We start from the raw sequence: 5,674 nt of genomic DNA, 5'->3' as shown, positions 1-5,674 counted from the left end.
GCGGCGAGCTGTTCGGCGGCGACGGCGAGCGCGGCCTCCGAGCGGGCCGACAGCGACAGCAACTGGTCGCCCGTGGCCGCCGGCGATGCGGGACGCAGCGGCGCTTCTTCGACGATCACGTGCGCGTTGGTGCCGCCCACGCCGAACGAGCTGACGCCCGCACGGCGCGGCAGGTCGGCGCGCGGCCACGGCTGCAGGCTGGCGCTGACGCGGAACGGCGTGCGCGCGAAGTCGATCGCCGGGTTGGGCGCCTCGAAGTGCGCGGTGCCGGGAATCTGCTCGTGGTGCAGTGCCAACGCGGTCTTGATGAGCCCCGCCGCGCCGGCGGCCGTGACCATGTGGCCGACGTTGCTCTTGAGCGAGCCCAGCGTGCAGTAGTCGAGCGCGTCGGTGTGCTCGGCGTAGGCCACGGCCAGCGCCTCCACCTCGATCGGGTCGCCCATCGGCGTGGCGGTGCCGTGCGCCTCGACATAAGAGATGCTGCGTGCGTCGACATCCGCCGCCGCCAGCGCCGCGCGAATCACCGCCGCCTGGCCGTCGACACTGGGCGCGGTGAAGCTGGCCTTGGCGCCGCCGTCGTTGTTCACGCAGGCGCTGCGCAGCACGGCATAGATGGTGTCGCCGTCGGCCTGCGCGTCGGCCAGCCGCTTGAGCAGCACCACGGCCGCGCCGTCGCTGAACACGGTGCCCCGGGCCTGCGCGTCGAAGCTGCGCGTGTGGCCGTCGGGCGAGAGCATCGAGCCCTCGTTGTAGAGATAGCCGCTGCGCGGCGGGCACGTGATCGACGCGCCGCCCGCCAGCGCCATGTAGCACTGGCCCGTGCGCAGCGCATGGAAGGCGTGGGCCACGGCCACCAGCGAGGTCGAGCAGGCGGTGTGCACGCTGACGGCCGGCCCCGTGAGGTTGAGCCGGTTGGCCACGCGCGTGGTGATGTAGTCCTTCTCGTTGGCCAGCATCACCTGGAACTCGCCCACGGGCTCCACCAGGTCGGGCCGGGTGCTCACGTGGCGCTGGAAGTAGGTGGCGTTGTACATGCCGGCGTACACGCCGACCGGGCCGGGCGCGGCGTCGGGCACGTAGCCGGCGCGCTCCAGGCACTCCCAGCAGATCTCGAGGAACACGCGCTGCTGCGGGTCCATGAGCTGCGCTTCCTTCGGGCCGATGCCGAAGAAGGCGGCGTCGAAGTCCTCGATGCCGTCGATCACGCCGCGTGCGCGCACGTAAGCGGGGTCGCTGCGCAGCGCCTGGCTCACGCCGGCGTCGAGCGTGGCGTCGTCGAAGAAGCTGACGGTGTCGCGGCCGGCGACGAGGTTGGCCCAGAACTGCTCGACGTCGGCGGCGCCGGGGAAGCGGCCGGCGGTGGCGATCAGGGCGACGGCATCGGCAGCGGTGGCGGTTGTCGCGCGCGGTGCCGGTGCTTGCGATGCGGCGGGCGTTTCAACCGGCGGGCGCAGCCGCGCGGCCATCGCCTTGGGCGTCGGGTCGCGGAAGAACAGGTTGGTCGACAGCGGCAGCGCCGAGCCGCGCTTCAGGTCGGCCAGCACCTGCAGCACCAGCAGCGAGTCGCCGCCGAGGTCGAAGAAGTTGTCGTTGCGCCCGACCTTGTCGATGCGCAGCGCGCGAGCGAACGACTCGCACACCTGCTGCTCGAAGGCGTCGTGCGCCTCTTCGTAAGGCTGCGAAAGCTCGGGCCGGCCGGCGGCGGGCTCGGGCAGCGCGCGGCGGTCGAGCTTGCCGTTGGCGGTAACGGGCAACTGCGCGAGCCACACCTGCGCCGAAGGCACGAGCGCGGCGGGCAGGCGGGCCGCGAGGTGGGCGCGCAGCGCGTCCCACGACAGCTGCGGACCGCGTGCGACAAGGTAGGCCACGAGCCGCAGTTGCCCATCGGCATCGGGCCGCGCCAGCACGGCGCAAGACTGCACGGCGGGGTGCGCGAGGATCGCGGCCTCGATCTCGCCGGTCTCGATGCGGTGGCCGTGGATCTTCACCTGGCCGTCGCGCCGGCCGATGAACTCCAGCGTGCCGTCGGGCAGCCAGCGCGCGAGGTCGCCGGTGCGGTAGAGCCGGTCATCGGGGCCGCCGAAGGGGTCGGGCACGAAGCGCTCGGCGCTCAGTTCGGGCTGCCGCAGGTAGCCGCGCGCCAGCCCGTGGCCGCCGATGCACAGCTCGCCGACAAAGCCGGCCGGCAGCAGCGCCATCGCCGGGCTCAGCACGCGCAGCACGGTGTCGTTGATCGGGCGGCCGAGCGGCACCGAGCGGGTGTCGGCGGGCAGCGTGCGCGGAATGCGGTGCGTGGCCGCGAAGGTGGTGCACTCGGTCGGGCCGTAGCCGTTGCTCAGTGCCAGGCCGGGCAGGGCGGCCAGCGCGCGCCGCACATGCGGCACCGAGAGCGCTTCGCCGCCGGTGAACAGGTGGCGCAGGCCCGCGAGGTGGGCCGGGTCGTCGTCGATCACGGCGTTGAACAGCGCGGCCGTGAGCCAGGCGGTGTGTACGTCGTGGCGCGCGATGGTGCGGGCCAGGCCGGCGCCGGTGGGCACGCGTTCGTCGTGCACCACGCAGCAGCCGCCGTTGAGCAGCGGGCCCCAGATCTCGAGCGTGGCCGCGTCGAAGCCCAGCGGCGCGGCATGCAGCACGGCACGGCCGGGCGCGAGGTCGACGTAGTTCGCGCCGACCACCAACCGCAAGATGGCGCGGTGGCAGATCTCGATGCCCTTGGGCGTGCCGGTCGAGCCCGAGGTGTACATGACGTACGCGACCGACTCGCCGTCGATGGCCGGTTCATTCCATGCACTGCGATCCGTATTGTCCGAAGCGTCTTCGAACAGAAAAACACGTTGTTCGGCCGGCACGAGGTGGCGATGCGCCTGCGTCGTGACCACGTGCCGCGCCTGTGCCTCGCTGAACATGTAGGCCATGCGCTCGGGGGGAAAGTCGGTCGGCACGGGAACGTAGACGCCGCCCGCCTTCAGGATGCCGAGCTGCGCGACCACGGCGGCCAGCGAGCGGTCGATCAGCAGGCCGACGCTGTCGCCGCCGCGTACGCCCAGCTGTTGCAGGCGCTGCGCGAGCAGGGCGGCGCGCTGGTCGAGTTCGCCGTAGCTCATTCGCGTGTCGCCTTCGATAAGGGCGACGGCGTCGGGCGTGGCGCTGACCTGTTGGCTGAAGCGGCCGGTGACGGTGAGCGATGGGTCCAGGCGGGGCACAGGGGTGTTCCAGCGGCGCAGCTGGTCGTCGCGGTCGGACACGGGCAGCGAGCGGATGTCGTTCAGCGCGGCATCGGGGCGCTCGAGCAGGTCGGCGGCGGTGTCGGCGAGGGCGGCCAGCAATTGGGCGGCCGAGGCGCCGTCCATCAGGTCCGCCGCGACGTCGATGTGGAGGCTTTGGGTGCCGGGCGCGAATCCAGCCAGAGGCACAGGCGGGCACTGGTGGTGCCGGCGGCAGCAGCGCCATCACGCAGCCACAGCGCAACGGGTTGCACGCCCGCGCGCGTCGCGACAGAGAAAGCGGCGCGGCGGCCCTGGTCGAGTTCGGCGAGCCAGGCGCGGGCGGGCCGGGTGGCGTCGAAGGCCATGGTCGTCGCCGCATGCAAGGGTTGCGGGCCGGTCGCTTCGTGCAGCACCGGCCAGAGCGAACCGAGCCAGCGCGACTGCAGCAGCAGCCAGGCGCCGGTCCAGAGGGTGTCGGGCAACTGGCCGATGGCGGCCAGTTCGTGCGCATGGCGCCGCGTGAATTCGGGGTCGAGCGTCAGTGCGCCGGTGTGGCGCGCGCGATGTTTCGGGGTTGGATCGCGGCACGAACAGGTCGTCCAGCGCTGCGTCTGGAGCGTCCCGGCGTGCCGGCGAAACAGTTTGAATTTCCATGTAAGTACCCGAAAAGAAATACAATGGAGCCCAATGAATAGGCCAAATGGCCAGTTATTCAATTGAAGTTTGAATTCGGAAGTCATGCTTTTTTCGTGACTCGATCCTAGGGTGTTTACTGAAGCCGATGTGAGGTCTTTTGGTCTACGTTACAAGTAGACATAGTTATTTCCAAAACGTACTACCCCAATTGTCCCGTCCGGGGTAACTGATGAGCAGTTTTTGGCAAAGCGCGGCCCCCGCTGGCGTCCCTCGGTGCGCAAGGGGGTCTGCGAAAGCGGGGTACTCATGGGGATGTCAGAGGGGGACAGGCGCCGGGCGGCTGGTCCAGGCGTTCCGCCGCATGACCGGGTTCCGGCCGCCGCCGGCAGAGGGCGACATGCGAAAAACGAGTGGTTCGCGCCCCTGCAAAATGAAACGCCGCCAAAAGATCCGGCTGTTATCAATTAATCGAGTCTGTAACCGGATAAAAAATATCTGTACAAAATAATTAAAAAACCAAGACTTCAAGGCGTATCTGCTTTCATGCAGAATCCACTCCTTGAAAGTTTCAAATGCTTAGCGACATCTTATTACCCGATGTAGTTCTCAAGCGTTGCGGCTACTATTACGAGTCGATTCTCCCGAGCAATTCAGATGCATTGACGGCCAATGCCATTTATTTCGGCAACGAGGCCTGGGCCAGGGAATACCTGGCCTTCTGCCATCGCGACGAATTCTTCAGAAGCCGCTGGGTCGCCGCCGGTGGCGACTGGACGGACAAGGTGGTCATCGACCTGGGCTGCGGGCCCGGCAATGTCTTTGCCACGCTGGGCGGCAAGCCCAGGTTGCTGGTCGGGGTCGACGTGGCCGCCGGTTCGCTCGAGCTGGCCTCGCGCCTGGGCTACACGGCGGTGCTGGCCGACGCGGCGCACACGCCATTTCGATCGGGGGTGGCCGACATCGTGGCCATCAATGCGTCGCTGCACCACTGCGACGACATGGACGCGGTGCTGCGCGAGGGCGCGCGGCTCGTCAAATCCGACGGCCTGCTCATTACCGACCACGATCCGCAATTGACCGCGTGGGACTACAAGGGCCTGGCCAAATGGATGTGGGACGCGCGGCTGTGGGTCTACCGCGCGACGCGGCGCGGTTTTCACAAGACCGGCAGCCAGCAGTCGTGGGGGTTGCGCACCGAGGTCCACCACCAGCCGGGCGACGGCGTGACGCCCGACTTCTTCCGGCGCACGCTCGAGCCGCTGGGCTTCGAGGTCCGGGTGTATCCCCACAACCACCAGGTCGGCGCGCAAGCCTTCCAGGGCGAGGTGGGCCCCGCGCAATGGAAGTACCGCATGGGCAACCGGCTGTCGGGCCGCGACCCGGCCGCGCCCGCGAGCGCGCTGTCCCTGATGTGCGTGGCCAGGCGCGCCGCGCGCTGAATTCGCGCCTTCCACGGCCGCCGTACCGGGTGGCGCGGGGTCTTCAGCCACTGCTGGTAGGCTCCACCGTCATCAGGAAGAAAAGGAACGGCTAGTGGTTGTGACAGGCAGGAACTGGCGCGCGGGCATCGCGCTGATCGCGGCGTTGACATTGGCGGCGTGCACGACGACGAAGGCCCCGGTGGCGGGGCCCGGCGAATACGTGGTGCAGCCGGGCGACACGCTCTATCGCATCGCCTCCAGAACCGGCCGCTCGCCGGGCGACATCGCCCGCTGGAGCAACCTGCAGGACCCCGACCGGCTCGAAGCAGGGCAGGTGCTGCGCGTGGCGCCGCCGGGCGGGGCCTCGGCCGCCGCGTCGCCGGACACGTCGTCGCCCCCGCCGCCCCGAAG

General features: G+C 69.4%; 4 protein-coding genes. 2 read left to right on the top strand and 2 right to left on the bottom strand.

Annotated features, from left to right (window positions below; all coding sequences use genetic code 11):
• Window positions 1-3,413 (bottom strand): amino acid adenylation domain-containing protein (locus tag BMG07_RS39485; RefSeq protein ID WP_307867300.1); only part of this gene is annotated, 3,413 nt, incomplete at its 3' end.
• A complete protein-coding gene (locus BMG07_RS43705; RefSeq protein ID WP_269759856.1) occupies window positions 3,350-3,946 on the bottom strand; it encodes a hypothetical protein in 597 nt (198 codons plus the stop codon). The genes BMG07_RS43705 and BMG07_RS39485, both read right to left, overlap by 64 nt.
• A gap of 468 nt (window positions 3,947-4,414) precedes the next feature.
• Between BMG07_RS43705 and BMG07_RS39480 the strand changes: the two genes are divergently transcribed.
• The gene (locus BMG07_RS39480) at window positions 4,415-5,281 is read left to right on the top strand and encodes a class I SAM-dependent methyltransferase (RefSeq protein ID WP_198089037.1); all 867 of its coding nucleotides are present in this window, start codon (window positions 4,415-4,417) and stop codon (window positions 5,279-5,281) included.
• Window positions 5,282-5,375: 94 nt separating this feature from the next.
• Window positions 5,376-5,674: LysM domain-containing protein (locus tag BMG07_RS39475; RefSeq protein ID WP_198089036.1), on the top strand; the 299-nt coding region annotated here is incomplete at its 3' end.

The organism is Variovorax sp. E3 (genome assembly GCF_016082275.1).
Taxonomy (GTDB): domain Bacteria; phylum Pseudomonadota; class Gammaproteobacteria; order Burkholderiales; family Burkholderiaceae_C; genus Variovorax.
The sequence above is the reverse complement of the archived record's forward strand: the minus strand, read 5'-3'. Positions and strand labels throughout refer to the sequence as shown.